The sequence below is a fragment of the Mesorhizobium sp. WSM4904 genome, from assembly GCF_029674545.1.
GTDB lineage: Bacteria > Pseudomonadota > Alphaproteobacteria > Rhizobiales > Rhizobiaceae > Mesorhizobium.
The window spans coordinates 2,875,363-2,900,849 of record NZ_CP121354.1; the positions used below are offsets into that span (position 1 = coordinate 2,875,363).

Sequence of the window (25,487 nt, forward strand, 5' to 3'; positions counted from 1 at the left end):
GCCTTTTGAGGGCAATTTCGTGTTTTTCTAATGTTGATACCGGGTCACTGTGACTGCAGCGCTTGACCGGAAGGCCCCGGAGGGCCAAATCCAGCCGCATGAACGCACCGTTTTGGAAAACCAAGACACTTGAGGCAATGACCCCGGCCGAGTGGGAATCACTCTGCGACGGCTGCGGCAAATGCTGCCTGTCCAAGCTCGAGGACGAGGATACGGGCGAAATCTATTGGACGAGCGTCGGCTGCAGGTTGTTCGATGCCGACAAATGCCGCTGCTCGGACTATACCAACCGCTTGGCGCGCGTGCCCGACTGCGTCGGGCTGACGCCGCAGAACGTACGCACCATCACCTGGCTGCCCAAGACCTGCGCCTACCGGCTGATCGCCGAGGGGCATGACCTCTATTGGTGGCACAGACTGGTTTCGGGAAGCGCAGAGACCGTTCACGAGGCCGGGATTTCGGTCCGCGGCCGGGTGAAGGCCAAGGAAACCGATATGGCCGAGCCAGACGACTATTTCGATTACATACTTGACGACGAACCCTGACGGGTTCGCGTTTTGACGACGAACCCTAGTGGGACGGGTCGCATCTTGAGCCTTGATGGGAACCGAGCGCGCCACGGCGCGTTTCCGGCTCCAGATTTTGAAGCGAGCGGGGCGAGGATCTGCATTTCCTTCCACATGAACCGGACATGAACGGCCGGTTCGCAAAAAGTTCAGACACGAAAAGGCATTTTGCAATCATTGGTTCGCCAATCATCAGTTCAAGGGCGACAGGCCCACAATAAGGAGAGAGACGATGTTCAACCAGATCAAGACGGCAGCCCTTTCGGCCCTTGTCGGACTTGGCACGCTCGGCGCTATCCCGGCGCATGCGGACAGCCTCTATCTCGGCTTCGGCAACAACCAGGATCCGCGTTTCGGCGTCTACACCGGCGACGACTACGATGGCTATCGTCGTGATCGCGACTGGCGCCGCCGCGGCTGCTCGCCGGACCGCGCGCTCGACAAGGCCGAGCGCATGGGCCTGCATCGCGCCCGCATCGTCGACGTCAGCCGCCGCACGGTGAAGGTCGTCGGCCGGCAGTATGGCGACCGCGTGGTGGTGGTCTTCGCCAACGAGCGCGGCTGCCCGATCATCTATCGCTGAGGGTTTGTCCGGCGGGATCGCCTGCAAGTCGAGCCTTCGGCCAGGCTGAAGCGCCCGGCTCGAAAAACCCCGGAGGATTGCTCCCTCCGGGGTTTTGTTTGCGGTCCGACAGCCTCACTTCAACTCGAACGTGACGGTGACCTGGACAGAGTAGGAATTCTCGCCGGCCTGCACCGGCACGGCCGCCCGGGCGGCGTCGAAAGCCTTGGCGTTCATCGGCATCGGTACAGGCGCGACGTTCTGGTCGGTGATCTCGATGACCCTGCCAAGGCTGACGCCGGCGGCCTCGGCAAGCGTCTTGGCCTTGGCGATCGCGTCGGCAACAGCCTTCTTGCGCGCTTCGGCGACGGTGGCCTTCGGATCATCATTGGTGAAAGCGATGCCGCCGCCCTGGTTGACGCCGAGAGACACCGCCTTGTCGAGAATGTCGCCGGTCTTGTCGACGTCGCGCACCCGCACCGACAGCGTATTGGTCACCTGGTAGGCGACGAGTTCGGCTTCCTGGCTGCCGTCCGCCTTGTTGGTGTAGTTGTAACGCGGATTGATCTGGATGCCGGCGGTCTGCAGGTCGCGATCGGCGATGCCCGCCGATTTCATCGCCGCGATCACCGCCGCCATGGCGTCGTTGTTGGCATCGAGCGCGGCGCGCGCGGTCTTTGCCTCGCGCATGACGCTGAGCGTCAGGATCGCCATGTCCGGCGCAACGGTCGCTTCGCCCTCGCCGGAGACGACAATGCGCGGGGGCGGCTGCGTGTCGGCGGCGCTTGCCAGCGCCGGAAACGCGAACGCGGCAGCGAGCGCGACAGGCAAAAGATGTCTGGTCATGAAAACTCCTCGAGATCTGCGATCCGGTATCCCTGCCGCCTTCTGCCCGACTCGAAAAACGCGTCGATTCCCGGCAGTGCGGTGCTGGCCCGGACCTGTTCACGCGCCTTATGGGCGCGCACGCCGCTGTAGGGAGCGAATATGGGCTGATTTTGGCGTTTGCCGCCAGCGCTTTCGAAAGCCTTGTGCCGCGGAGCGAAAAACACTAAGCCAGCCCGGGTGGGGCCTGTAGCTCAATGGTTAGAGCCGGCGGCTCATAACCGCTTGGTTGGGGGTTCGAGTCCCTCCGGGCCCACCATTATCGTTATTTATCAATGCTTTATAGGGTGGTTCGCCACGAGGTTCGCCAATAGGTTCGCCAAGCATCGGCTTGCGCGTCACCAGACGCACGACGCGGTCCATCCCCTGGACCGCCAGCCGAACCTGCGAGGCCTCGCGCGAATAGAGTTCGGCATGATCGATATCGTCGTGCCCGAGCACGTCCATGAGCTGCCTGGTCGAGGCCTCGGCTTCCGCTAGATAGACGCCAAGCGACTTCCGCAAGCCATGCAGGGTCAGTCCCTTCGGCAGGCCGGCAAGCTTGCACCAATGCGCCATCATTCCAGTCAGCGACTTGGCGGAGAACGGCTCACCATAGCCATTGACCAGCACGGTCTCGCCGCGCCTGTCGGCCGCATCCAGGATCTCAGACAGCATCGGCGTGATCGGCACAAACAGTCGCTTGCCGCCTGTTCGTCCCTTGTTCTTGGCCTGAACGATATCAAACCCGTCGAAGTGACGCTCGACACCATCAATGAAGACACGGCGGGTGACCCTTTGGTCCCAACGCAGGCCCGCCACGTCGCCGCGGCGATTGCCCAGCCAAAGCGCCAAACCGTAGCAAGTGCGTGCCGCGGTGCCGAGCTGCCAACGGTTTTCGAATTGCGCCATCGCCTCGCGCGACCAGGCTTTCCAACCGGCATAGGCAGGGCGCCACTCGACCGCCGCTGTGGGGTCGATTTTGATCCAGTCTTGCCGCAGCGCGACATAGACCAGCTTGCGTATGCCGACCAATAGGTGTTTGGCCTTGTGGGGCGTGGCGATGAAGCGGCCTAGAAGCTCTTCAACATGGATGCGTCTAAGATTCTTAACCGGCACGTTCCGCCAGATGAGTGGGTGATCAGGGACCACCCGCAGTTCTAAAAACTCTTCGATGAGCCGCGTGTTCTTGCGCTTGCTGGCTTCGTCAAGCGCCAGCCACTTGACTGAGATCTTCAATCGTTGAAAGGCGGCTCCAAACGTGCCGGGTAAGGCAGCTCCTGGCATTTGGACGACGGGCGCCTTGGGGACTTTCCGGCCCTCGACCGCTGCTTGGTAGGCATCCTTGAAACCGCGTTGGTTGGGCGCCGGCAGACTAACAACACGCTCCTTCGTCCGATAGCGCCAGCGCAGTTTTCCATGGCGATCAGTGTAGGAGGAGAGGCCGGGATATTTGTCGGTCATGGCAGAATGAATCTATTCCCTGCGATGATTCCCTTGCAACAGGAAGTCGACGATATTCTCTTCATCGTCTCCAGGTAGTTCGGCAAACGCGGCTTCGAGTTTCAAGCGATCCCAAATCACGCGGCCGTCAACCTTCTTCGGCCTCGGCATGCGGTGGTCAGCGACCATTTGATCGAATTTGGTCACGCCCACGCCAACGTACCGGGCGGCTTCTTCACGCGACAGACCCCGAGGAGGATAGGAGAGGGAATCGCTTTTCATGACCATGCCCACCTGCGGTCCCCGCGACTTTGCGGGTGGATTTATGTGCAGCGATTGGGATCTAGATCGTGACAGCAACCACCGGAAGAGACGTGGGACGGACTGTGCGGTGAATTACTGTCGAGGCGTATGAACGGGATCGTTTGGCCGTCCGCAATGTAACCTCGAGGAGTCGAGTCGAAGGTCCGCTACCACCATCCCGCCGACGGGAAGAGCAGCAGCAGGCCTTTCAGCGGCGCTATGGACGTGACGAGCCGCATGGCACCGATCGGTATCACGATGTTGTAGCCGAGGGAGGCGTAAGCCTCTGCCGCACGTTAAAATAATCTATGCTCGACGGAAAAGCTTTCCGTCGAAATCACCGAGAGCAAGGGTCTAGTCCGCAAGGTGAAATATTGCGCATAGATCCCACTCTCCAGAAGGTGAAGTCAAACCAGCCGCAGATGACGAACAGCAGCACGGGATAAGATCCAGCCGACCTGCGCGCCAATCTGTCGAGACGTTGGATTGCCTCGTAGTGCAGGGAAGACCGACCGCGCCACGCACGCCTTCAGGTCAATATTGCTCAAGACACCGATCTGCTGGGTTCATGGTGCAGCCCCTCTACCACCACTCCGGAAAGCTCGTACGAACCGCCGTTGCCAACGGCACGATCTCAGCATCGGGGACGCAACAGTATGGCCACAAAAGGCGCGGGCCGATCTTGCCCCAGCCGCCGGCCGCAGCCATTGCCTTGTCCAGCGCGGCGTCGCTGACCTGGCAACGCTCGCGGAGCGGCAATACGTGATCGGCCAAGAATGCCCCTATGCGCGCCTGCATCTCGATAGCATCCGGTGCGCCGCTCAATATCTGCTGCCACCACGACAATGCACCCTTTGGACTGAGACAGGCGACATTGGAATAGCTGCCGTGGGCGCCTTGAGCGTAACCAGTCGCCAGCGTATGCCCGGGCACGAATACCGAGAAACCCGGCAGCAGCTTTCGCATCTCATCGAACCAGTTCTCGTCGCCTCCCGGTAGCTTCGCGCCGATCAATGTCGGCACTGCCTCACGGAGGCGCGCTATAGCCTGCAACGTAAGCCGTCGTTTCGCATGCGGCGGGTTGTAGAGGACAAGGGGGAGGCTTGGCGCCGTCTCGGCGAGGCCCTTCGCGAAACGCCAAATCTCATCGTCGCTCGGCGGCCACCAGTCGGGCAGGGTGAACTGGATGGCTGAAGGCGACAACTCCACAACACGCCGCAGACGCTCGCGCGCCACGCGCGCGTTCGACTGGCTAATGCCAATCTGGAAAAGAACACCGGCACGATCTGCCTCCTCCGCGACCAACGCGTTCAGTCTGTCGAACTCGTCTTCGGTCTGAGAGTGGAACTCGCATGCCGTGCCGTTCGAATAGATGCCGTCGACGCCGGAGGCGCACAGGCTGGCAATGGTTTCGCGCGTCGCGCTCCAGTCGATCTCACCATCCTCGCCGACAGCAAGCAGGACGGCGCCCCAGATGCCTCGCGGCGCGTTGGCGGGCAGGGCGGCGAGATGGTCAGGCAAGTTCTTCCTCCCTGCGGCTTTTGTTCGATCGGTATGCAGCCTCGATAATGGCGATGATCTTGCGGCCATAGTTACCGGTCACGGTGACCGGCGCATCGTTAAGGATCGCGTCGCGCAAATGTGTCCATTCGCGGATAACGGCATTGTGCATCCAGTTTGGCTCGAATGAGTTCGGCAGATCGGTCAATCGGGTGCCGCGACCGAGCGACGTGCCCCGGTCCATGTCGATCCGCAGCGTGCCGTGCTCGCAGACCAAATCCATTGCGAAACTGGCGACGCCGTCGCGGTAGCCGACGCTTTGGATCTGGCCGATGCCACCGCCTGCGAAGCGGAGGCTGAGCATTGAGGCGTCGTCCGCCTCTTGGTCATGGAATTTGGCGCCGAGCATGGCGCCGACCGAGACGACGTCGTCGTCCATCAGCCAGACCAGCCGGTCGAGCGCATGAATCCCCGCGGTCATGAGCATGCCGCCGCCGGTTCCATAGCCGAGATGCCAATCCCGCCGGTTCTGCTCCATCCACAACTTGATCATCCAGCTTGAAGCGATCAGCGGGCGGCCGAGCGACCCCTCGGCGAGCGCCTCCTTTGCCGCCATGCAAGGGCGTGAGAAATGCATCAGATGGCCGACCATCAACTTGACGCCATTCGCAGCGGCCGCGGCATTGATCGCGTCGCAGGCGGCGGCGGTCGGAGCCATCGGCTTCTCCAGCAGGATGTGCTTTCCGGCCTGTGCCGCGCCGATCGCCATCTCCGTGTGCAGATGGTGCGGCGTGGCGATGAGAACGGCATCGACATCCCTGTCTTCGACGAGTGCGCGCCAGTCCCTGTAGCCGCGGCCGCCGTGCTCGGCGGTGAAGGCGCTAAGCGCGGGCTCGTCGTTGCGGCATGCCGCGACAAGGCGGACGCCATCTACCTTTTCGATCGCATGCGCGTGCGCGGCGCCAAAATGCCCGGCGCCGATAATCCCAACTCCAATCATTCTCGTGTCTTCCGGTAAGCGGTATCGATGAGCGACATTGCCGCGACGTAGTCATTGAGAGAGATCGTCGCCGGCTCGTTTCGCGCCAGCCGGCCGAAAGTGTCGCGCATGCAAAGGCGGTAGCGCGTCGCCGGCGGTTCCGGCGTGAGCTCTGTGCCTGCTCCATCATCCAGGCTGGCCGAGATAGCTTTGTCGCCGTGATCGATCAAAGTCGCGTTGGCGCTGACGATGCGCCATTCGAAATCACCGCCGGGGCGCATGGATGCAAAGGTATAGCCCGCCTCGACGGTGAACATCGCACCGGTCTCGTCCTCGAGCACCAGCAGGGCATAGTCTTCGACAGGTGAATTGTGGATGCGGTTGCCCACGTATGCCGTTCTCAGCCTGAGGCGGCCGGCAGCGAGGTCGAGCGCGGCGTCGATGCCGTGGATGCCCAGATTGCGCAACGCGCCGCCACCGCCGATTTCTGGGTCGGCCATCCAGGCTACCCCATCTTGCGCATAGCGTTCGGGCGGGCCGTTGACGATCCTGAAGTGGCCATGCGCAACGGTCCCGGCGCGGCCTTGCTGCTGCAGCTTGCGGAACGCGGTGACCGCTGGCCCGAAGCGGTTGGGGAACGGCACGCTCACGAAGGCACTTCGACGCCGGCTCAGCTCGAGCAGTTCCGACAAAATCTCGGTGTTGCTTGCCGCCGGCTTCTCAAGGATCAACGGAATGCCTGCATCAATAATCCGGCGCGCCCGCTCCGGCACACTGCGGGGATGTCCCATCAGAAGAATGACGTCGGCTCCGGCCGCGAGCACATCGTCGAAGCGATCGATTGAGCAGTAAAGCGAATTCGACCGCGCAAACATCTCTGCGTGTTGTTGATTCTCGTCCCAAACACCGATGATTTCGCCGCCGGCGGCGCGGGCAGCGTCCAGGTGCATTCCGGCGTGCCAGTGGCTCGAACCGGCAAGAATGATCTTCATGTGCAGGCGCATTCCTTTACTGCTTGCAGGATATCCTACAAGTCGCTATCAGTACAAGCCGACGACCCTTATTTCGTGGAAGCATGCGGAAATGGCCAAGGAGGAAGAAGCAAACGTGCAGGCGATGAAGTCGCTTGAGCCACTCAATCGCCAACCCTTGCTGCATGTCACGGTGCAGGAGAGCCTCAGGAACTACATAGAGGCGAACAAGCTCAAGGCCGGGGACGCGCTGCCCCCGGAAACATTCCTTGCCCAGCAGCTCGGTGTCGGACGCAACTCCGTTCGTGAGGCCATCAAGGCGCTGGAGTCGATCGGCATCTTGGAGACGCGCCGAGGCATCGGCGTCTTCGTCAAGGAGTTCTCTTTCAAGCCGCTGCTCGACAATCTCGCTTATGGCTTGCAGGACTCGTTGCGCGACGTCGAGGAGCTCCGCGAAATGCGCCGCGTGCTTGAGACGGGGCTCATCGGCAAGACGATCGAGATGATCAGCGCCGAGGACATCGAGGCTCTGCGCGGCTTGACCGAGGAAATGCGCCGGCGCGCCGAGCGAAACGAAAGCTTCGCCGCCGAGGACCAGCAGTTCCACCAGCTGCTGTTCCGTTGCCAGAACAACCGAATGCTGAGCGCGCTGATCGACATCTTCTGGATCGCGTTCAACAAGGCATCGAACTTCGCGAACCTGGACAATCCGACGCCCCTCGCCACCTGGCGGGACCATCACGAGATCGTTGAGGCCGTGGCGGCCAAGGATACCGAGCGCGCGCGCCAGCGCCTCGACGATCACTATCGAGGAATCCAGCAAGTCATAGCCAAAAATCGAAACACGTGAAAATGCCAAGGGAGGAAATCATGGGCATAAGGAACACTGCGTGTCGTCTGGCCCTTGCCGGCCTGCTGATCGCCGGAACCGCTTTCGCTGCGGTCGACGAGGCACAGGCTGGCAAGACCATCACCGGCGGCTTCGATGTCGGCCCAGGCGGCTTGCCCAAGAACTTCAACCCGCTCGTGTCGACCGCCGGCTTTACCTGGCTCAGCACCTATTTCGAGCCGCTGGTCGTCTGGAACGCCGAGCTGACCGAGCTGAAAGGCAGTCTTGCCAAGGACTGGAAGGTCAGCGACGACCAGCTGACCTATACATTCAACCTTGCCAAGGAGACCTGGCACGACGGCAAGCCCTTCACCTCCAAGGACGTGAAGTTCACATTGGATCTTGCGAGGAACAAGGCATCGGGCAGCCTGTTTGCCGCCCGCTTGGGCGACATCCAATCGGTCGAGACGCCGGATGACCGCACGGTGGTGATCAAGCTGTCGAAGCCCAATGGCTCCTTCCTCGCCGTCATCACCCAGGTGCTGATCCTGCCTGAGCACGCACTTGCCGGCATCGCGCCAGAACAGCTGGCCAACAGCAAATGGTGGTCGACGACGCCGGTCGGAACGGGTCCGTTCAAATTCAAGCAATACGTGACGGACCAGTATGTCGAGCTCTCCGCGGATGACGACTACCGCGGCGGCAAGCCCAAGGTCGACACGCTCATCAACCGCTATTTCGAGAACCCGGCGGCGGCCGTCGCCGCGCTTCGTGCCGGCGAAATCCAGTTCACCTATGTCGAGCCGGACGACGCCGCCACATTCAAGAACGACAGCAACTACACGCTGATCGAAGGTGGCTCCTACGTGGTCAACTACATCGGCCTCAACCAGAAGGTGGACCTTTTCAAGGACCTGAAGGTGCGCCAGGCAATCATGTATGCGATCGATCGCAATGCGATCGTCAAGAGCCTCTATGGCGGTGCCGCTAAGGTCGCAAACTGCGGCTACGTCGCGCCGCATCTGGTGCCTGAAGGGCTGGAGCCCTACGCCTACGATCCGCAAAAGGCCAAGGCACTGCTCTCCGAGGCCGGCTGGGACAAGATCAACGGCGACAAGCCGATCACCCTGCTGACCTATTACGGCTCGCCGCAGGCCGCCAACGTCATGGCTGCCATCCAGTCGATGCTCGCCCAGGTCGGCGTCAACATCGTGCCGCGTGTCGTCGATACGCCCACCTATAACGGCATCGTCTACAAGCAAGGCACGCCGGACTGGAACGCGTTTCCGATGATCTATGCCGGCCTGCAGAACGGTCCGAATCCGGCGGGGCTCAATCCTGGCCTCAACAAGTCGCAGCTCCCCCCGGCGGGCTTCAACACCATGCGCATCGAGTTCGACGACCTGAGCGAAGCGTTTGATGCCGCTCTCGGGCAGACCGATCCCGCAAAGGTCAACGCTTCCTGGCAGGATGTCTGCAAGGCGATGAACAAGGACCTGCCCTGGGCGACCTTGTGGGTAGCAAATCGCTACGGCGTCGCTTCCAAGAAGTTGAAGGATTTCGTGTGGACGCCGGCTCCGGCGGGCGGCCCCTATGCCGCCCATCCCGAACTCTGGGACATCCAGTGAAATAGATAACTTCGCCATCCATGCCGGCATCACCATGGTGCCGGCCTGGTCAGCCGCCAGACGTGAAAGCCATGCTGAGCTTCATCGCCCGCCGCAGCGCCGCAGGATTGTTGATGGTGCTCGCATTGAGCGTCCTGATCTTCCTCCTGCTGCGGCTAGCGCCCGGCGATCCGATCGACGCCTATATCAATCCGTCGGTGCCACTGTCGCCGCAAGACCTGGAGGCACTGCGGCTGCGCCTCGGCCTCGATCAGCCGCTGCCGATCCAGTATCTCGGCTGGCTTCGCGCCGCCCTGTCGGGAGATTTCGGCTATTCGATCCAGCGGAGCGGCGACGCGGTGCTTCCGCTGGTGCTGGAACGCGTCGGCCCGACTGCGCTTCTCATGGGGACCGGCCTCGCGATAGCGATCGTCGCTGGAATCGCCGGCGGCATCGTCAGCGCTGTTCGACGCAACGCATGGCCCGACATTTCCCTTTCGGTGCTGTCGTTTGTCGGCATTTCCAGTCCGGCCTTCCTGACCGCGTTACTGGGCCTATATTTCTTCTCGGTTCTGCTGCGCTGGGCTCCATCCGGCGGTATGCAGACGCCCGGAACGCCATTCTCGGTGTTTGACGTGCTTACACATCTCATCCTTCCCGCCTGCCTGCTGTCGATCGGCCATGCGGCCATGATCATGCGGTATATGCGTTCCTCGCTGCTCGAGGTTCTCGGCCAGGACTATGTGCGCACGGCGCGGGCCAAGGGCGTGCGCGAGTTCTGGGTGATCATGAAACATGCGACGCGCAACGCGCTGCTTCCCGTAATCACCTTGATCGGCTCGACCATCGGTATCGCGGTGGGTGGAGCGATCTTTCTCGAGAGCGTCTTCAACTGGCCGGGCATGGGGCTTTTGCTAGTGAACGCCGTCGGCACCCGCGACTATCCGGTCATCATGGGCGCGACGCTGGTAGTCGGCGCCTGCGTCATCCTTGTCAATCTTCTCACCGACATCGCCTATGCGTTTGTCGATCCGCGCATTCGGGTTTCGTGATGGCCCTAACGATAAGCATGGGACAGGGAGTGCCACGGACAAAGGGTCCGCTGCGCCGGGCATTTGGCCGCTTCATCGCAAACCGCGCCGCACGCGCCGGTCTCATCATCCTGATCCCGATCCTGCTTGCCGTCTCGACCTATCACCTGTGGTGGCCGGTCGGACCGAATGCAATCGATCTCAGGGCAATGAACAAAGGCCCGTCGGTGGCGCATTGGCTGGGCAGCGACGGCGTCGGCCGTGATGTCATGGCGCGTGTCCTTGAGGGCGGTCGCATCTCCCTGATCGTTGCCGTGGGCTCGGTCGCAATCTCGACAGTCATCGGCTTTCTGGTCGGTGCGATCGCCAGTTTCGGCGGCCGCGTGGTCGACAGCACCGTCATGCGCCTCGTCGATCTCGCAATGACCTTGCCGCCGGTGATCTTTCTTCTGGTGCTCGCCTCGATTGCCGGGACGGGGATCATGCCAACCATTCTCGTCATCTCGCTGCTGTCCTGGCCGGTGCTCTCGCGCATGGTCCGCGCACGCCTCATGGAACTGCGCGAACGCGATTTCGTCGTTGCGGCGCGCGGGATGGGTGCGCGGATGCCGCACCTCCTGTTACGCCATGGCTTGCCGAACTCAATCGACATACTGGTCGTCTACGCCACCTTGCAGATCGCCAATGCGATCCTGCTGGAGGCTGGCCTCTCCTTCCTTGGGCTCGGCATACCGCCGCCCGAGGCCAGCTGGGGCAACATGCTCAACCTTGCCCGTTCGACCATCGTGCTGGAGCAGTATCCCTGGCAATGGATGTTTCCTGGCGCGGCCCTCGTACTCACCGTTCTGGCCATCAACTTCATCGGTGACGGCCTGCGCGACGCCTTCGACCCCAGATCCGATCTCAACTGACCAAAAGGTTCAAAATGCCTCTCTTCACCGGCGTCGTGCCACCCGTCGTCACCCCGCTCAATCCCGATTTCAGCGTCGACTTCCCGTCCTTCACGCGGGTTCTCGAAAATCTCCTGAATGGTGGCGTGCACGGTCTGTTCGTGCTCGGCTCGACCAGTGAAGTCGTGTTCCACGATGAAACCGCCCGCCAGGCGATCGTCGACCATGCGGTCAAGGTCAACAACGGGCGAGTGCCTCTCTTCGTCGGTGTCATCGACCCGACAACCGACCGCGTCATCAATCATTCCCGGATTGCCAAGGCGGCCGGTGCCGATGCCATCGTCGTCACCGCGCCGTTTTATGCACGGACCAGCCAGCCCGAAATCATCGACCACTTCCGCTACATCAGGGATGCGGTCGATATCCCGATCATCGCCTATGACATTCCGGTCTGCGTCCACGTAAAACTGGAGCGCAAGACGACCGTGACCATGGCCAGGGAAGGGATCGTGGCCGGACTGAAGGACTCCAGCGGCGACGACGGCAATCTTCGCTACGTGCTGCAGGATATGGCCAGCGACCGCGGCTTCTTCGGCATGACCGGGTCGGAGATCATGGTCGACACCGCGCTGTCGATGGGCGCTCATGGTGTCGTTCCGGGGCTCGCCAATGTCGACCCGCGTGGCTACGTCAAGCTCTGGAATCTCTTACAGGCGGGTGACCACAAGGCTGCTCGGGCCGAACAGGAGCGCCTCTTGAAGCTGTTCGAGATCGTGACGATCTCGCTTGGCCGTACAAGCGCCGGCTCGGCCGGCGTCGGCGCCTTCAAGTCGGCGATGCGCAGCCTGGGGATTATCGCCTCGCACACGATGGCGCGCCCGCAGCGCACGTTGAACGACGAGGAGGCGGCGAAGATCGACACCATCCTGCGCGACGTTGGATTGTTTGGCTGAAGCCGTGGGCGCGCCTACCCTCGACGTCTGCGGCCTGCGCGCCGCGTTCCGCATCGCGGGGCGCGAGATCGCTGCCATCCAGGACATCGGCCTGACGATCGCGCCGGGCGAAACCGTCGCGCTCGTTGGCGAGTCGGGATCCGGCAAGTCTGTGACGAGCCTGTCGATCATGGGCTTGCTGCCGCGACGCGTCGGCAGGATTGTCGAGGGATCGATCAGGCTCAGGCGCAAGGACGGCACCGAAGCTGAGCTGACCACCCTTGATGCCGAAGGGTTGCGGCGCATCAGGGGGAATGACATCGGTATGGTGTTTCAGGAGCCGATGACCAGCCTTAATCCGGTCTTCACGGTCGGCGAGCAGATCGCGGAGCCGATCCGCATCCATCTTGGCAAATCGCGACGCGAGGCCGCGCTGGATGCAGTGCGGCTGCTGGTGCAGGTTGGCATTCCGGATCCCGAACGACGGGCGCTCCAATACCCGCACGAGTTGTCGGGCGGCATGCGCCAGCGCGTGACGATCGCCATGGCGCTTGCCTGCGACCCGACGCTGCTCATTGCCGACGAGCCGACGACGGCGCTCGACGTGACCATCCAGGCACAGATCCTGGCGCTTATGGAAAAACTGCAGGCAGAGCGCGGCATGAGCATTCTTTTCGTCACCCACAATCTCGGCGTCGTGGCCGAGATCGCCGACCGGGTCGCCGTCATGTATGCGGGACGCATCGTCGAATCCGGACCGGTGGCGCAGGTGTTTTCCCATCCGCGTCACCCCTACACGGTTGGCCTCATGCGCTCCGCGCCGCGCCTCGGCGAGGCGACCGCGCTGAAGGCCGCCGGCACACCGCTGCCCACCATCGCCGGCAATGTTCCCTCGCTGGCCATGCTGCCAAAGGGCTGTGCCTTCGCGCCACGCTGCAGCATGGCGATCGATGCCTGCCGGACCGCCGTGCCGCAACTTTATCAGGTGTCGCCGAGCCAGAAGAGCCGGTGTCTCAGATGGGAGGAACTCTAGCGATGCCGGCCCCCTATCTTTCTGTCCGCAACCTGACCAAGCACTTCGCGCCTCAAGCCTTTTCCCGTGGTCCGGTGGTCAAGGCACTTCAGGATGTTTCTTTCGACATCGAGCGTGGCGAAGTCGTCGGGCTCGTCGGCGAATCCGGCTCGGGCAAGACCACGATCGGACGCTCGGTGCTCCGGCTCATCGAGCCGACTTCAGGCGAGATCAGATTCGAGGGGATCGACATCACCAAGCTCGGCGCGACCGAGCTGCGCCGGCAGCGGCGCAAGATGCAGTATATCTTCCAGGATCCCTTCGCCAGCCTCTCGCCGCGCATGACGATCGGACAGATCCTGACCGAAGGCCTGGATATCCAGTGCATCGGCAGTAAGGCCGAGCGCCGCGCGCGAGCGAAGGAGGCTCTCCTCGCGGTCGAGCTATCTGCAGACGCGTTCGACTGCTATGCGCACGAATTCTCCGGCGGTCAGCGGCAGCGCATCGGCATTGCGCGCGCTCTCACGCTGGAGCCTGAATTCATCGTCGCTGACGAGCCGGTATCCGCGCTCGACGTCTCGATCCAGGCGCAAGTCATCAATCTCCTGCACGACCTCAAGCTTCGCCTTGGTCTGACGATGCTGTTCATCTCGCATGACCTCGCGGTCGTCGAATATATCTGCGACATGGTCGTGGTGCTCTATCTGGGGCGGATCATGGAAGTGGCCCCCGCCGCGGAGCTTTATGCGAGCCCGCGACATCCCTACACCCGGGCTTTGCTCTCCGCGATCCCTTCGCTCGACACCGCCGTCAAGCGGCGGCGACAAGTTCTCAACGGCGACATACCAAGCCCGGCAAATCCGCCGTCGGGCTGCGTTTTCCGGACGCGCTGTCCGTACGCCGTCGAAGCTTGCGCTGAGATGGCGCCTGCCTTGACAGAGGTCGCTCCCCGGCACCGGAAGGCCTGCATCCGCGACGACATCGAGTGAAGCGAATTGTTGATGTCCGCTGCGCATGCCCGCAACAAAGATCCGGTGATGATCGAGTATCTGAAGAGGCCGCCGAACCGGGCGCGGCTATGTGGTCCGAGCTTCAGCGTTTTTTTTTACGCTGTGCTCAGTTCAAAAACTTGTTCTTATTCACATCGACGACCGCGTCCAAGCCGATGTCGAGGATCGGCGCGCTATGCGTGATCCAGCCAACGGAAATCAGGTCGACCCCGGTCGCGGCGATTGCGGGTGCAGTCTGCACGCTTATCTGGCCAGATGCTTCGGTGATGGCGCGGCCACCCACCATCGCTACCGCGTGAGTCAGTTGCTCAACGGACATGTTATCCAGCAGCACCGCGTCGACTCCCGTCGCTAGTGCGACATCGAGTTGCTCAAGTGTGTCGACCTCGACTTCGATCTTCACCATGTGACCTGCAGCTGTCCGCGCCCGCTCGATGGCCGTGCGGATATCGCCAGCGATTGCAATATGGTTGTCCTTGATAAGCATGGCGTCGTCGAGACCGAAGCGGTGATTGACCCCGCCGCCCGCGCGGACGGCATATTTTTCCAGAGCGCGCAGGCCGGGCGTCGTCTTTCGCGTACAGACGATTTTGGCCTTGTGCCCGCGCACCCCTTCGACGATCGCCGCGGTTCGCGTGGCGATGCCGCTAAGATGGCAAAGGAAGTTGGGCGCCGTGCGCTCGGCGGCGAGCAGGGCGCATGCCGGCCCGCTCACGCTGGCGATGGTTTCACCCGCCGCGATTTCGCTGCCGTCAGGGCGCTGCATCTGCAGGTCGATCGTCGATTCGATGAGCAGGAAGGCGTAGGCTGCCAAATCGAGACCGGCAATCACGCCGGCCTGCCGCGCGGTAAGCGCAAACGTAGCGGTACTGTCATAAGGGATAACTGCATCGCTTGTCAGATCGCCGCCTCTGCCTAGGTCCTCCAGCAGCGCACTGCGCACAATCGGTTCGATAACGATCGAGGGTAGAGGCAATGGTGACGTCATTGTTAAGCGATCCTTGCTGGGGCTGGGTTGCTAAGGGCGATTGACGCCTTGAAGGCCTCGTCGAGCGTCAACGGCAGCGTTCGTGGCCGTGCATCGCGTTGCGGGAAATCGCTCCGAAAGTGCGAGCCCCGGCTTCCCTCGCGGCGAAGGGCGGCGATCGTGATCATCAGCGCGACAAGCGCTAGATCGGACGCCGCTTCGTCTGCGTTGGCAATCGGCGCCAGGGCTCTCGCCGCATTACGCAGCGCTTCGCCGTCGCGTTCGATGCCGAGCGCCTGCAAGACGATCGGGCGGATGCGCGAGGCATCGGCTCGTGGCGGCACGATCGCGGGCTTGAGCCGTCCGGGCATGCCGGGGGAGGCGGCGGCGACGCTTGCCCCGACCCAGGCGGCGCCGACCACGGCTTCGATGAGCGAGTTGCTGGCGAGACGGTTGGCGCCGTGCAGCCCGGTCCGGGCGACCTCGCCACAGGCCCACAGGCCGGCAACCGTGCTGCGGCCCTCGGCATCTGCCGTCACGCCGCCCATGTGATAGTGGGCGGCCGGTCGCACGGGGATCGGCTGCGAGGCAGGATCGATGCCGGCCTCGCGGCAAAGCGATGCGATCGCTGGAAAGCGTTCGGCGAATCTCGGCCCGAGTCACGGTCGGGCATCGAGGAAGTGCCGGACGGGCTGTTCGTCTCGCTGCACGATGGGACCGCACAGCATATCTTGCAGCCAGGACCACCACTCTCGCGGCAGATTGAAGTTTAGGCGGGCTTGGAGGGCATGGGCGGCCTTCCTGTCACGAACGTGCGAACGAACTCATTCCATCGTGCCGCCGCCGCGCTCGGCCACTTCAATACCTTCTTTTGACCGCGACAGGCGGCAGGGAACGCGACACATCGATCGTCGAGCCTCAGCTCCGGCCGACGTTGGCTCCTTTCAGGCTTTCGCGCTGCCCACGGGTATATACGCGTCCGACAAGGATCTTACTGGCGGTGTGCTCCGGTCCGAACTGATCCTGAAGCGGGCGGCTCGAGCCGTTGATGAGATTGCCGTTGTGCTCGCGAAGAGGTCCGGCGTCAGAATAGCCGCTGAACAGTTAGACGGCAGTGCTCCAGCGGTACATCCTGAGTTTCTTCTGGCCAACGGTCTGCAGGCTGATGAAGGCCTGCTGCTTTTGCCGATCATCCCAAAACCGGGCTGTCCGCTTCCGGCCCCACTCGAGCCGTTCGCCATCTTGTCACCAAGCGTCTGCAACAACGACTCATAGGCCGTGACAGGATCATGGCTTGCGGGGTCCGAGTTAGACGCCAACCGCCAATGCCCCGCCGGTGAGGCCGGCGCCGGCTGCAGCTAGAAGCAGTTTCTCGCCCGGTCGAAACGGATTGGCGCTGTGGGCAACCGACAGCGACAGCGGGATCGTTGCGGCCGACGAGTTGCCATAATCGGCGATGGTCTTGACGATGCGCTCATCCTCGATGCCGAGCGACTTGCCGACCGCATTGAAGATGCGGACATTTGCCTGGTGTGGCACGAAACGGGCGATATCCGACGCCGAAAGGCCGGACGCCGCCAGCGCCTCGGTTGAACAGCGGCTCATCATCTCCACCGCCTTGGCGAAGACTTCTCGGCCGTTCGTGATCGTCATGCGGGTGTCGACGATGTCGATCTCCTCCGAGAAAGGACGGCTGCTACCGCCGGCCGGGATGTGGATCAGGCCATAGGCGGACCCGTCCGAGGCGAGCGAGGTGCCGAGGATGCCGTGGCTGGGGTCACTGGAAGGGGCCAGCACCACCGCGCCCGCGGCATCGGCGAACAGCACGGCGCTGGCGCGCTCGGCCGGATTGATCCGACGGCTCAATATGTTGGCCGCAATGACGATGGCCGGCTTGTTGTGCAGGCGCACGAAGCCGTCGGCGAATGTCATGGCATAGATGAAACCCGCGCAGGCGCCTGCCAAGTCGACGCCGCCGGCCTTTTCAAGGCCAAGCCTGTGCGCCACCAGCGGCGCGCTTGGCGGCAGCAGATGGTCAGGCGTCGATGTGGCAAGCAGAAGCAGGCCGATCTCCTTGCGATCGATGCCGGCAGCCTGCAGCGCCATGGCGCCTGCCTCGGCCGCCAGCCCGGACAGTGTGTCGCCTGGCTCCGCCCAGAAACGCGAGCGGATGCCGGTTCGTCCCTCGATCCAGGCGCCCTCCAGCCCAAGACTTGCCTCGATCTCTGCATTGCCGACTTTTCGAGCCGGCACGTGATGGCCAAGGCCTATGATGCGCGTCGTGCGGGTCATCGCTGGTCGCCCGCAAGCCCGGCGGCCTCGTCTATTGCCGCGTAGAGCCGGTCGAGTTCGTCCGACGTCACGCAATAGGGTGGCAGCACGTAGATGACGTTGCCGAGCGGCCGCACCAGCAAGCCGCGCTCGAGGAAGAAGGCGCGCAGCTTGGGCCCGACCTCGGCCAGATAGCCGGCACTGCCGACGCGAAGGTCGAGCGCGGCGATGGTGCCGCTGGCGCGGACATTTTCGAAACGCGGATCCTGGCTGAAACGCGCAACTTTTTCGGCCTGCATCCGCGCCAGGGTGGCTACGCGCTCCGCCACGGGCTCGTCGTTCCAGATGCCCACATTCGCAAGTGCAGCCGCGCAGGCGATCGGGTTTGCCGTGTAGGAACTCGAATGAAAGAAGGTCCTGGCCCGATCCCTGGAGTAATGCGCGCGAAAGATCGCATCGGTGGCAAGCGTCGCCGCAAGCGGCAGTGAGCCGCCCGTCAGTCCCTTGGACGTGCACAATATATCGGGAGCGATCGCAGCCTGCTCGCAGGCGAAGATCGTGCCGGTGCGGCCCCAGCCGGTCATGACTTCGTCGGCGATAAAAAGCGTTTCGGAGCGCTCGGCAATGCGTTTGAGTTCGGCGAGTACCCAGGCAGGGTACATGAGCATGCCGCCGGCGCCGAGCACCAGCGGCTCGACAATCAATGCGGCAACTTTGCGGTCACGTGCCAGCCGTTCGAAGGCATCCAGCGTTTCCTGCTCGCGGCTAGCCGCGGGGAAGGGGATGGTGTCGACCTCGAACAGCAGCGGCTCGTAAGCGGCGTTGAAGACGCCGCGCGCGCCGACGCTCATCGTGCCGATGGTGTCGCCGTGATAGCTGTGCTCCATCACGACGATGCGCGAGCGCGGGAGGCCCCTGTTGCGGTGAAAGCCCAGCGCCATTTTCAGCGCCACCTCGACGCTGGTCGAGCCGCTGTCGGAGAAAAAGACCCAGTCAAGGCCCGCTGGCGTCATGTCGACCAGTGCGGCGCCCAATTGCTCGGCCGGCTCGTGGCAGAGGCCGGCGAAGATCACCTGGTCGAGCGTTTCGGTCGCCTCGCGGATCGCCTCCAGGATCTTCGGGTGGCGGTGGCCGTGGGTGATGACCCACCAGGAGGAGATCGCATCGAGGATGCGCCTGCCTTCGCGCGTCTCGACATAGGCGCCCTCTGTGCGCACGATCGTCGGCGGAACCGGCTCGGTGGCATGTTGGGTGAAGGGATGCCAGACAGCGGAGCGGCTCATGCCCGGATCTCCCTGAAGTCGGCGATTTTAAATGCGGCCTGCATAGCCGCGGAAAGCACCTCAGGCGTTAGCGGGTCGAGACGCGGCAGGCGACCAAGCATTCGTACATTACCCATTTCGGCGATCGTCCTTTGCGTATCGGCCATCTCGTCGCCGATGAAGGCGATGCCAAGCAACGGTATCGAACGGGCACGCAGAGCTTCCAACGAAAGCAGGGTGTGGTTGATGGTGCCGAGCGCCGTGCGGGCGCAAAGAATGACCGGTAGTTGCCATTCCCGGAAAATATCAATGAACCGCATCTGCCGACTGAGCGGCACCATCAGCCCGCCAGCACCTTCGATGACGAGCGGGCCCGGCAAATCTGGGAGCGAAAGCCTTGCCGCCTCGATCGCGACGCCGTCAATTTCGGCCGACCGATGCGGCGACAGAGGCGTCCTCAGGCGGTACACTTCCGGCAGGACGCGCCCCGCCGGCAGGCCGGAGAGGCGAGCAACGATCTCGCTGTCGGTCTCCTCGTCGAGGCCCGATTGCACCGGCTTCCAATAGAAGCCGTCGAGCAGGCCCGCCAGACCGGCCGCAAACACGGTCTTGCCGATTCCGGTGTCGGTGCCGGTCACGATGAAGCGCGCCGTCATGGCCTGCGCCCCCATTCCTCGGCAAGCGCATCGAACAGCGCCGAGACGTCGTCCTCGCCGACATTCAGCGTCAGCGAGATCCTGAGCCTCGCCGTCCCTTCGGGAACGGTTGGGGGGCGGATGCCGCGCACATCGAAGTCGCTTGACTGCAAAGCCAGCGCCAGCGCCATGGCGCGCGCATTGTCGCCTACGATGATTGGCAGGATCTGCGAACCGCTCGCAGGCAGGCCCAACTCCCCAGCCTTCTTGGAGGCGAGCGCGACCAGCCCCGCCAGCCGTTCACGGCGATCCGGTTCGTCGGCGACGATGTCGAGGGCCGTCGCCGCCGCCACAGCCATCAGCGGCGAGGGCGCGGTGGCGTAGATGAAGGGCCGGCAGCGGTTGACGAGATAGTCGCACAGCAATTCTGGCGCGGTGACCAGCGCGCCGGATGCGCCCAGCGCCTTGCCGCAGGTGTGGAGCACCACGACATTGTCGCGGCCTTCGAGATCGTGCGCGAGACCGCGCCCGTCGGGACCATAGACGCCGGTAGCGTGCGCCTCGTCGACGAACAGGAATGCATCATGCTGGTCCGCGATCTCGATCAATTCACCAAGCGGAGCCCGGTCGCCGTCCATGCTGTAGAGGCTCTCGACCACGATCCACGCGCGGCCGGTGCCACCTCTCGCGCGCCAGGTTTGGATCGCATCGTCTACGGCGTCGGCATCGTTGTGCGCTGCTTCAGTCAGTTCGGCGCGGCCGGCTCGCGCCCCCTCATGCGCGCTGGCATGGATGAGCTCGTCCAGCACGATCAGATCGCCCTTCTGGGGCAAGGTCGTGAGCACCGCGAAATTGGCAACATAGCCGCCGCCGAAGAACAGCGCGCGCTCGGCGCCGAAGAAGCCGGCGGCCTTGGCTTCGAGTACCTCGTGTTCGGGGTCGTTACCGCGCAGGAGCCGCGAACCGGTCGCCCCAACGAGGGTGCCGGCGGCGAGTGCCGCGGCGACCGCCTCTGCCATACGCTTCGAGCGCGCCAGGCCGAGATAGTCGTTGGAGGCGAAATCGAGCCCGGCGCGGCCGCTCAGGGCCCGCAACCGCTTCTTGCGGGCCAGCCCGCTCAAGGTTGCTTCGTAGCGGTCGAGCATAGCTCGGCCGTTCACCCGCCCGTTCACTGGGCTTCGCGCTCCATCGGCTTGATGCCCAGCCGGCGGAACAGCGCGCTGTCCTTGTCCTCGCCTGGGTTTTCGGCGGTCAGCAAAGTGTCGCCGACGAAGATGGAGTTGGCGCCGGCGAAGAAGCACAACGCCTGCATCTCGTCGCTCATCGCCGTGCGCCCGGCCGAGAGCCGCACGTGCGACTTCGGCATCATTATGCGGGCAAGGGCGATGGTGCGCACGAATTCGATCGGCTCGATCGGGTCGGCCTCGCCGAGCGGCGTGCCTTCGATCGGGATCAGCATGTTGATGGGCACGCTGTCGGGCGGCTCCGGCAGGTTGGCTAAAGTCACCAGCATGTCGATGCGGTCGGCTTTGTCCTCGCCCATGCCGACGATGCCGCCGCAGCAGACCTTGATGCCGCTGTCGCGGACGTTGGCCAGCGTCTCCAGCCGGTCGGCGAAGGTCCGCGTCGAGATAATCTCGCTGTAGTAGCGCTCGGAGGTGTCGATGTTGTGGTTGTAGTAGTCGAGGCCGGCCTGCTTCAGCCGCTGGGCCTGGCCGAGGTCGAGCATGCCGAGCGTCATGCAGGTCTCCATGCCGAGCGCCTTCACGCCCTCCACCATGGCGATGACCGCCTCCATGTCGCGCTCCTTGGGGCTGCGCCATGCGGCGCCCATGCAATATCGCGTGGCGCCTGCGTCGCGCGCCTTTCTTGCCTCGGCGATGACGCGCTGAACCTCCATCAGCTTCGAGGCCTTGAGGCCGGACTGGTGATGCGCCGACTGGCTGCAATAGCCGCAATCCTCAGGGCAGCCGCCTGTCTTGATCGACAGCAGGCGCGACAGCTGCACCCGGTTGGGGTCGAAATTCTCCCGGTGGATGGTCTGGGCCCGGAACAGCAGGTCGTTGAACGGCAGATCGTGGATAGCCTGGGCGGTTTCCCGCTTCCATTGGGAGGACACTTCGTTGAACAGCTCAACGGCCGCGTTCAGATGCAATTCGGCGTTCATTCCGTCTCCATCGTCTAGATGTCCATTTGCAGCCGGTTCCGCTGAACGAGCTTGAACTTTTCCGCAGTGGCCAGCCTGGCCAGCTTTTTAGCCGCCCACGAGCGCCGGTATCGGCAGAGCGTCGTGGACCTCGTTGAGTATCGAGAAGCTGTAGCCTCCGCCGGCGTTGCGCTCAACTGAATAGGTCAACTGGTCGACGACGCGATTATCCTTGTCGAAGGTCAGCACGCGCGGCTTGAGTGCGGTCAGGTCCGTCTCGTGCGCATACACTGCGTTGCAGATGATCACCTGATCGCCCGGCTGGCAGGTGCGGGCCGCGGCGCCGTTGAGAATGCAGCAGCGGGATCCGCGTTCGCCGAGGATGACATAGGTCGAGATCCGTGCGCCCGAGTTCTTGTTCCAGATATCGACGAATTCCATCGGCAGGATGCCCGCTTTCTCGCAATGGTCGGGATCGAGCGTGACCGAACCATGGTAGTCGAGATTGGCCTCGGTGACGTGGATGCCGTGCAGCTTGCCGGCGACGATTTTGCGCATGGACATCTCCAGAACAGCTTGCGATTTTAATGCAACCGCTTTGCGCCTCTCATTCACCTCGGCGGCTGCGACTGGCCGCAAAGCGGCCTCCCCACCGGGCGCGCCGGTTTCTGTCGTGGCCGTATGTGCTACGATCAAAAGCCAATGAAGCTGGTATCAGGTCGATGCCCGCCGCGGCAATTGCCGATGCTGTCTGCGCGATCACCCGGCCGGATGGTTCGGTGATCGCGCGGCCGCCGACCATCGCCATCGCCCGGGTCAAACGACATGTTGTCCAGCACTGCGTCTTGGTGGGCGCGATCGGGCCTGCTCATCATAACAGCCACCATTTCATTTCTCGATGCAGGCGCCAGCGATCATCGTTCGAAGGCCACTTTGGGAGTTGTCTACGCTGTCATATCGTTCGACTATCAGGCGTTGGATCCGCGATCGATCGTGTAGACGGAGCCAGTAACGCTGGCTGCGCCGGGCCCAGCAAGCCAAGATACGAGCCCGGCTATGTCCTCAGGAGTAGCAAAGCGCCCCGGCAGCGCCATCCGCGCCCGTTGATTGTCGGCGAATGCACCATCAGCAGGGTTCATTTCCGTATCTGTGGAACCTGGCTGAACGACGTTTACGGTTATGCCTTTCTGGCCGAGTTCGCGGGCGAGGGCTTTGGACATCCCAACAAGGGCGGCCTTGCTCATGGAATACAGGCTTAAGCCCGGTCGAGGCGCTCGATCAGCAAGATTGCTGCCGATTGAAATGATCCTTCCGCCCGCACGCATTTGGCGGCCAGCCGCGCGGCAAGCTAGAAAGGGAGCTCGTACGTTGATTGCAATGGTCTGCTCAAAATCCTCGAGCGTGAAGTCCTCAATTGGCCCGGTGTGCAGAATCCCAGCGTTGTTGACGAGAATGTCCAGACCTCCGAGCTTGGCGATCGTTTCGTTCACGGCAAGATCCATTGCTTCAGCGGCCAGATTGTCGGCACGGATAGCGATGGCGCGGCGGCCGATGGCCTCCATTTCCTTGACCACTTCATCGGCTTTGTCTTTGGCCGAAGTGTAAGTGATGGCGACGTTCGCACCGTCGCGCGCAAGGTGCTTCGCTATTGCGGCGCCGATGCCGCGGCTGCCTCCTGTGACCAAGGCGATCTTGCCTTCAAGTGCAGAGCTCATCAACTAATCCTCCCGAGTGATGCCGTCATTCTCTTCGCAATAACCATGCCATTCCGCTGGCAGCCAGGGATGGCGAGAAAAACATCAACCCAAGCGCTGACCTTCACGCGCACACCGGTGCTGGCTGTCCTTGATAAACACATGATGTTGCCACCGGAAACACCGGGATCCTCCTGCCTGGAAACAGACGAGTAGCTGGTAGCCAGTTACTCGGCCTCCATCCTCTCTGGCACGGGACTTGCTACTGAGCGCGGCAACGAACCGACAGAAAGATTAACCCGTTTGGCAGCGACACAAACCATATTCATCCCTCGTGAGCTTGATGCGAACGAGCCGCGTGTCGCGGCTTCGCCTGAGACGGTGAAACGGCTGGCGGGTCTGGGCTTCGAGGTGATCGTCGAGAAGGGCGCGGGCCTCGGCTCGCGCATCACCGATCAGGAGTTTGCCACGGCGGGTGCCGCGATCGGCAAGGCTGCCGACGCGTCGAAGGCCGATGTGGTGCTGAAAGTGCGCCGGCCGACCGATGCGGAGCTGAAGGGCTACAAGTCCGGCGCGGCCGTCATCGCCATCATGGATCCCTACGGCAACGATGCGGCGGTGGCCGCGATGGCCAAGGCCGGCATCACCTCCTTCTCGATGGAGTTCATGCCGCGCATCACCCGCGCGCAGGTGATGGACGTGCTTTCCTCGCAGGCCAATCTCGCCGGCTACCAGGCGGTGATCGACGCGGCCGCCGAATATGACCGCGCGCTGCCGATGATGATGACGGCGGCGGGCACCGTGCCGGCGGCGAAAGCCTTCATCATGGGCGTCGGCGTCGCCGGCCTGCAGGCGATCGCCACCGCGCGTCGCCTCGGCGCCGTCGTCACCGCCACAGATGTGCGCCCGGCGGTGAAGGAGCAGGTCCAGTCACTCGGCGCGAAGTTCCTCGCCGTCGAGGACGAGGAATTCAAGGCGGCCGAGACGGCCGGCGGCTACGCCAAGGAAATGTCGAAGGAATACCAGGCCAAGCAGGCGGCGCTGACCGCCGAGCACATCGCCAAGCAGGATATCGTCATCACCACGGCGCTGATTCCGGGTCGTCCGGCGCCGAAGCTGGTCTCGGCCGCCATGGTCGCCTCAATGAAACCGGGCTCGGTGATCGTCGACCTCGCGGTCGAGCGCGGCGGCAATGTCGAGGGCGCGGTGCCCGGCAAGGTCGTCACGACCGAAAACGGCGTCAAGATCGTCGGCCATCTCAACGTCCCGGGCCGCGTCGCGGCATCGGCCTCGCTGCTCTACGCCAAGAACCTCTACGCCTTCCTCGAGACGATGGTCGACAAGGCGGCGAAGCAGCTTGCCATCAAGCGCGACGACGAGCTGGTCAAGGCGACGATGCTGACCGACGCTGGCCAGGTCGTGCATCCCAATTTCGCCAAGGCCGCCGATGCGCCGCGCACGGAGCCGGCTGCGATCCCGGCCACGATCATGGTTGCCGGCGCCGGCGACACGAAACCGGCACCCCGGAAAACCAACAACAGGAAGGCCGCGGCCAAGTCGCCCTCGTCCAAGCCAGAAGGGAGCGCGTGATGGAACAGCTGCAGAAAGCCCTCGACCAGCTCGATCAGGCGACGGCCGCCGTCCGCCTTGCCGTGCATGACCTCGCCAACGCGCCCGCCGGCGCCGAGGCTGCCGGCAACGCCGCACATGCGCTCTCTGGCGGCGCCATCGATCCCTTCGTCTTCCGCTTCGCCATCTTCGTGCTGGCGATCTTCGTCGGCTACTATGTCGTCTGGTCGGTGACGCCGGCGCTGCACACGCCGCTGATGGCCGTCACCAACGCCATCTCCTCGGTCATCGTCGTCGGCGCGCTGCTTGCCGTCGGCATCGCGGCTTCCGGCCTTGCCGCGGGCTTCGGCTTCATCGCCCTGGTGCTGGTTTCGGTCAACATTTTCGGCGGCTTCCTCGTCACCCAGCGCATGCTCGCCATGTACAAGAAGAAGGAAAAGTGAC

At 63.1% G+C, this 25,487-nt stretch carries 24 protein-coding genes, 1 tRNA gene and 3 pseudogenes; 12 read left to right on the top strand and 16 right to left on the bottom strand.

All coding sequences use genetic code 11. The annotated features are described in order from the left end of the window. Positions 1 to 98: 98 nt before the first annotated feature. The gene (locus QAZ47_RS13765) at positions 99 to 545 is read left to right on the top strand and encodes a YcgN family cysteine cluster protein (RefSeq protein WP_278233618.1); all 447 of its coding nucleotides are present in this window, start codon (positions 99 to 101) and stop codon (positions 543 to 545) included. 253 nt (positions 546 to 798) lie between these two features. Further along, a complete protein-coding gene (locus tag QAZ47_RS13770; RefSeq protein ID WP_278233619.1) occupies positions 799 to 1,149 on the top strand; it encodes a hypothetical protein in 351 nt (116 codons plus the stop codon). 114 nt (positions 1,150 to 1,263) lie between these two features. On the opposite strand, the gene QAZ47_RS13775 is transcribed toward QAZ47_RS13770, so the two are convergent. After that, positions 1,264 to 1,974 (bottom strand): SIMPL domain-containing protein, encoded by a 711-nt coding sequence (locus QAZ47_RS13775; RefSeq protein WP_278233620.1) that lies wholly within the window; start codon positions 1,972 to 1,974, stop codon positions 1,264 to 1,266. A gap of 222 nt (positions 1,975 to 2,196) precedes the next feature. On the opposite strand from QAZ47_RS13775, the gene QAZ47_RS13780 reads away from it, so the two are divergent. Next, positions 2,197 to 2,272, top strand: a tRNA-Ile gene (locus QAZ47_RS13780). Positions 2,273 to 2,463: 191 nt separating this feature from the next. Here the strand turns inward: QAZ47_RS13780 and QAZ47_RS32100 are convergent. From QAZ47_RS32100 to QAZ47_RS13805, 5 genes and pseudogenes are all read right to left on the bottom strand, one after another. Next, positions 2,464 to 3,456: pseudogene (locus QAZ47_RS32100) on the bottom strand (tyrosine-type recombinase/integrase); the annotation flags it as partial. A gap of 12 nt (positions 3,457 to 3,468) precedes the next feature. Continuing rightward, complete coding sequence (locus tag QAZ47_RS13790; RefSeq protein WP_278207298.1) at positions 3,469 to 3,723, bottom strand: hypothetical protein; 255 nt, start codon at positions 3,721 to 3,723, stop codon at positions 3,469 to 3,471. Between the two features lie 597 nt (positions 3,724 to 4,320). Then, positions 4,321 to 5,259, bottom strand: coding sequence for a dihydrodipicolinate synthase family protein (locus QAZ47_RS13795; RefSeq protein ID WP_278207299.1), 939 nt, complete (start codon positions 5,257 to 5,259; stop codon positions 4,321 to 4,323). After that, a complete protein-coding gene (locus QAZ47_RS13800) occupies positions 5,252 to 6,238 on the bottom strand; it encodes a Gfo/Idh/MocA family oxidoreductase (protein ID WP_278207300.1) in 987 nt (328 codons plus the stop codon). The genes QAZ47_RS13795 and QAZ47_RS13800 overlap by 8 nt, the downstream gene beginning before the upstream one ends. After that, a complete protein-coding gene (locus QAZ47_RS13805) occupies positions 6,235 to 7,209 on the bottom strand; it encodes a Gfo/Idh/MocA family oxidoreductase (protein ID WP_278207301.1) in 975 nt (324 codons plus the stop codon). Before QAZ47_RS13805 ends, QAZ47_RS13800 begins: the two co-directional genes overlap by 4 nt. 91 nt (positions 7,210 to 7,300) lie before the next feature. Here QAZ47_RS13805 and QAZ47_RS13810 point away from each other — a divergent pair, with 91 nt between their 5' ends. The 7 genes from QAZ47_RS13810 to QAZ47_RS13840 all read left to right on the top strand — a co-directional run bounded on the left by QAZ47_RS13810 (position 7,301) and on the right by QAZ47_RS13840 (position 14,478). Continuing rightward, positions 7,301 to 8,038, top strand: a complete 738-nt coding sequence (locus QAZ47_RS13810) for a FadR/GntR family transcriptional regulator (RefSeq protein WP_278207302.1) — start codon at positions 7,301 to 7,303, stop codon at positions 8,036 to 8,038. Positions 8,039 to 8,058: 20 nt separating this feature from the next. After that, positions 8,059 to 9,645 carry an ABC transporter substrate-binding protein gene (locus tag QAZ47_RS13815; RefSeq protein ID WP_278207303.1) on the top strand — a complete coding sequence of 529 codons (1,587 nt, stop codon included), beginning with the start codon at positions 8,059 to 8,061 and terminating at the stop codon, positions 9,643 to 9,645. Between the two features lie 71 nt (positions 9,646 to 9,716). Beyond that, positions 9,717 to 10,676, top strand: a complete 960-nt coding sequence (locus QAZ47_RS13820; protein WP_278207304.1) for an ABC transporter permease — start codon at positions 9,717 to 9,719, stop codon at positions 10,674 to 10,676. 17 nt (positions 10,677 to 10,693) lie between these two features. Then, positions 10,694 to 11,566: an ABC transporter permease gene (locus tag QAZ47_RS13825; protein ID WP_278207305.1), complete on the top strand. Its 873-nt coding sequence runs from the start codon at positions 10,694 to 10,696 to the stop codon at positions 11,564 to 11,566. 14 nt (positions 11,567 to 11,580) lie between these two features. After that, positions 11,581 to 12,498, top strand: a complete 918-nt coding sequence (locus QAZ47_RS13830) for a dihydrodipicolinate synthase family protein (protein WP_278207306.1) — start codon at positions 11,581 to 11,583, stop codon at positions 12,496 to 12,498. Positions 12,499 to 12,502: 4 nt separating this feature from the next. Continuing rightward, complete coding sequence (locus tag QAZ47_RS13835; RefSeq protein ID WP_278207307.1) at positions 12,503 to 13,510, top strand: ABC transporter ATP-binding protein; 1,008 nt, start codon at positions 12,503 to 12,505, stop codon at positions 13,508 to 13,510. Positions 13,511 to 13,512: 2 nt separating this feature from the next. Further along, positions 13,513 to 14,478 (top strand): ABC transporter ATP-binding protein, encoded by a 966-nt coding sequence (locus QAZ47_RS13840; RefSeq protein ID WP_278233621.1) that lies wholly within the window; start codon positions 13,513 to 13,515, stop codon positions 14,476 to 14,478. A 127-nt stretch (positions 14,479 to 14,605) separates the two neighbouring features. Here the strand turns inward: QAZ47_RS13840 and nadC are convergent, their stop codons facing one another. The 10 genes and pseudogenes from nadC to QAZ47_RS13890 all read right to left on the bottom strand — a co-directional run bounded on the left by nadC (position 14,606) and on the right by QAZ47_RS13890 (position 23,498). Beyond that, positions 14,606 to 15,487 carry a carboxylating nicotinate-nucleotide diphosphorylase gene (gene nadC / locus QAZ47_RS13845; RefSeq protein ID WP_278207310.1) on the bottom strand — a complete coding sequence of 294 codons (882 nt, stop codon included), beginning with the start codon at positions 15,485 to 15,487 and terminating at the stop codon, positions 14,606 to 14,608. 2 nt (positions 15,488 to 15,489) lie between these two features. Further along, positions 15,490 to 16,146, bottom strand: a pseudogene (locus QAZ47_RS13850) (FAD-binding protein); the annotation flags it as partial. A gap of 628 nt (positions 16,147 to 16,774) precedes the next feature. Next, positions 16,775 to 17,758, bottom strand: a complete 984-nt coding sequence (locus QAZ47_RS13855) for a beta-ketoacyl-ACP synthase III (protein WP_278207311.1) — start codon at positions 17,756 to 17,758, stop codon at positions 16,775 to 16,777. Next, positions 17,755 to 19,020, bottom strand: a complete 1,266-nt coding sequence (locus QAZ47_RS13860; RefSeq protein ID WP_278207312.1) for an adenosylmethionine--8-amino-7-oxononanoate transaminase — start codon at positions 19,018 to 19,020, stop codon at positions 17,755 to 17,757. Before QAZ47_RS13860 ends, QAZ47_RS13855 begins: the two co-directional genes overlap by 4 nt. Continuing rightward, a complete protein-coding gene (bioD, locus tag QAZ47_RS13865) occupies positions 19,017 to 19,655 on the bottom strand; it encodes a dethiobiotin synthase (protein WP_278207313.1) in 639 nt (212 codons plus the stop codon). Before bioD ends, QAZ47_RS13860 begins: the two co-directional genes overlap by 4 nt. Then, a complete protein-coding gene (locus QAZ47_RS13870; RefSeq protein ID WP_278207314.1) occupies positions 19,652 to 20,794 on the bottom strand; it encodes an 8-amino-7-oxononanoate synthase in 1,143 nt (380 codons plus the stop codon). The genes bioD and QAZ47_RS13870 overlap by 4 nt, the downstream gene beginning before the upstream one ends. An 8-nt stretch (positions 20,795 to 20,802) precedes the next feature. Continuing rightward, entirely contained in the window at positions 20,803 to 21,801 is a 999-nt protein-coding gene (gene bioB, locus QAZ47_RS13875) for a biotin synthase BioB (protein ID WP_278207315.1), read from the bottom strand. Between the two features lie 87 nt (positions 21,802 to 21,888). After that, the gene (panD, locus tag QAZ47_RS13880; protein ID WP_278207316.1) at positions 21,889 to 22,338 is read right to left on the bottom strand and encodes an aspartate 1-decarboxylase; all 450 of its coding nucleotides are present in this window, start codon (positions 22,336 to 22,338) and stop codon (positions 21,889 to 21,891) included. A 49-nt stretch (positions 22,339 to 22,387) separates the two neighbouring features. Further along, a pseudogene (locus tag QAZ47_RS13885) lies at positions 22,388 to 22,625 on the bottom strand (hypothetical protein); the annotation flags it as partial. Between the two features lie 123 nt (positions 22,626 to 22,748). Continuing rightward, positions 22,749 to 23,498, bottom strand: coding sequence for a 3-oxoacyl-ACP reductase family protein (locus QAZ47_RS13890; RefSeq protein WP_278207317.1), 750 nt, complete (start codon positions 23,496 to 23,498; stop codon positions 22,749 to 22,751). A 279-nt stretch (positions 23,499 to 23,777) separates the two neighbouring features. Here QAZ47_RS13890 and QAZ47_RS13895 point away from each other — a divergent pair, with 279 nt between their 5' ends. Both QAZ47_RS13895 and QAZ47_RS13900 read left to right on the top strand, forming a co-directional pair. After that, positions 23,778 to 25,064: a Re/Si-specific NAD(P)(+) transhydrogenase subunit alpha gene (locus tag QAZ47_RS13895; protein WP_278207318.1), complete on the top strand. Its 1,287-nt coding sequence runs from the start codon at positions 23,778 to 23,780 to the stop codon at positions 25,062 to 25,064. Further along, positions 25,064 to 25,486: a proton-translocating transhydrogenase family protein gene (locus QAZ47_RS13900; protein ID WP_278207319.1), complete on the top strand. Its 423-nt coding sequence runs from the start codon at positions 25,064 to 25,066 to the stop codon at positions 25,484 to 25,486. The genes QAZ47_RS13895 and QAZ47_RS13900 overlap by 1 nt, the downstream gene beginning before the upstream one ends. Position 25,487: the final 1 nt, after the last annotated feature.

Bases quoted from the DNA above. Each gene is read 5' to 3' on its own strand.
- QAZ47_RS13765 (WP_278233618.1), top strand. From the start codon at position 99: ATGAACGCACCGTTTTGGAAAACCAAGACACTTGAGGCAATGACCCCG.
- QAZ47_RS13770 (WP_278233619.1), top strand. From the start codon at position 799: ATGTTCAACCAGATCAAGACGGCAGCCCTTTCGGCCCTTGTCGGACTT.
- QAZ47_RS13775 (WP_278233620.1), bottom strand. From the start codon at position 1,974: ATGACCAGACATCTTTTGCCTGTCGCGCTCGCTGCCGCGTTCGCGTTT.
- QAZ47_RS13790 (WP_278207298.1), bottom strand. From the start codon at position 3,723: ATGGTCATGAAAAGCGATTCCCTCTCCTATCCTCCTCGGGGTCTGTCG.
- QAZ47_RS13800 (WP_278207300.1), bottom strand. From the start codon at position 6,238: ATGATTGGAGTTGGGATTATCGGCGCCGGGCATTTTGGCGCCGCGCAC.
- QAZ47_RS13805 (WP_278207301.1), bottom strand. From the start codon at position 7,209: ATGAAGATCATTCTTGCCGGTTCGAGCCACTGGCACGCCGGAATGCAC.
- QAZ47_RS13810 (WP_278207302.1), top strand. From the start codon at position 7,301: ATGGCCAAGGAGGAAGAAGCAAACGTGCAGGCGATGAAGTCGCTTGAG.
- QAZ47_RS13815 (WP_278207303.1), top strand. From the start codon at position 8,059: ATGGGCATAAGGAACACTGCGTGTCGTCTGGCCCTTGCCGGCCTGCTG.
- QAZ47_RS13820 (WP_278207304.1), top strand. From the start codon at position 9,717: ATGCTGAGCTTCATCGCCCGCCGCAGCGCCGCAGGATTGTTGATGGTG.
- QAZ47_RS13825 (WP_278207305.1), top strand. From the start codon at position 10,694: ATGGGACAGGGAGTGCCACGGACAAAGGGTCCGCTGCGCCGGGCATTT.
- QAZ47_RS13830 (WP_278207306.1), top strand. From the start codon at position 11,581: ATGCCTCTCTTCACCGGCGTCGTGCCACCCGTCGTCACCCCGCTCAAT.
- QAZ47_RS13840 (WP_278233621.1), top strand. From the start codon at position 13,513: ATGCCGGCCCCCTATCTTTCTGTCCGCAACCTGACCAAGCACTTCGCG.
- nadC (WP_278207310.1), bottom strand. From the start codon at position 15,487: ATGACGTCACCATTGCCTCTACCCTCGATCGTTATCGAACCGATTGTG.
- QAZ47_RS13855 (WP_278207311.1), bottom strand. From the start codon at position 17,758: ATGACCCGCACGACGCGCATCATAGGCCTTGGCCATCACGTGCCGGCT.
- QAZ47_RS13860 (WP_278207312.1), bottom strand. From the start codon at position 19,020: ATGAGCCGCTCCGCTGTCTGGCATCCCTTCACCCAACATGCCACCGAG.
- bioD (WP_278207313.1), bottom strand. From the start codon at position 19,655: ATGACGGCGCGCTTCATCGTGACCGGCACCGACACCGGAATCGGCAAG.
- bioB (WP_278207315.1), bottom strand. From the start codon at position 21,801: ATGAACGCCGAATTGCATCTGAACGCGGCCGTTGAGCTGTTCAACGAA.
- panD (WP_278207316.1), bottom strand. From the start codon at position 22,338: ATGCGCAAAATCGTCGCCGGCAAGCTGCACGGCATCCACGTCACCGAG.
- QAZ47_RS13900 (WP_278207319.1), top strand. From the start codon at position 25,064: ATGGAACAGCTGCAGAAAGCCCTCGACCAGCTCGATCAGGCGACGGCC.